Origin of the sequence: Mesorhizobium sp. Cs1321R2N1 (assembly GCF_037179725.1) — a bacterium.
Lineage (GTDB): Bacteria > Pseudomonadota > Alphaproteobacteria > Rhizobiales > Rhizobiaceae > Mesorhizobium > Mesorhizobium salmacidum.
Genome location: NZ_JAPYKP010000340.1, coordinates 1 through 495, shown reverse-complemented (window position 1 = coordinate 495; position 495 = coordinate 1). Strand labels below are relative to the sequence as shown.

The 495-nt window shown below is 57.4% G+C and carries 1 protein-coding gene; it reads right to left on the bottom strand.

Annotated features, from left to right (window positions below; genetic code table 11):
* On the bottom strand, positions 1-495 hold a 495-nt coding region (locus O7A61_RS32380), incomplete at both ends, for an ATP-binding cassette domain-containing protein (protein ID WP_337133202.1).

Below are 495 nucleotides of genomic sequence, written 5' to 3'. Positions count from 1 at the left end.
GCGGACACGTTCCATGTCGATCGTCTCGGCAAAGAAGGCGATGTTCTCCGCGATAGAGCCGGCTAGCAACTGATCGTCCTGTGACACATAGCTGATCTGAGCCCTTATTGACCGATTACTCCAGTATTTCAGTGGACGCCCGTCGATCAGCACCTCACCGCCGCTTGGTTCGTAGAGGCCGGTCAGAAGCTTGGCTAAGGTGGACTTGCCACATCCGGATGCGTCCACGATCGCCACGCACTCACCTGGCCTGATCGCCAGGTTGAGCCCCCCGCGCACGAATGGTTCGCCAAAAGCGTAATAGAGGCTCAGATTACGACATTCGACATGCCCTTCGACTGGCCCCTCGTACCCACCATGGTCGATCCGGGGCTCCCGAGGCGCGAGAATGATGTCGGACAAGCGTTCCAGTTGCAGGTCGAGAAGTCGCCAAGCGAAGAGTTGCTCGATCAGGTTGGTGAAGCGCGAGACAAATTGTCCCTTGTAGGCAAGAAA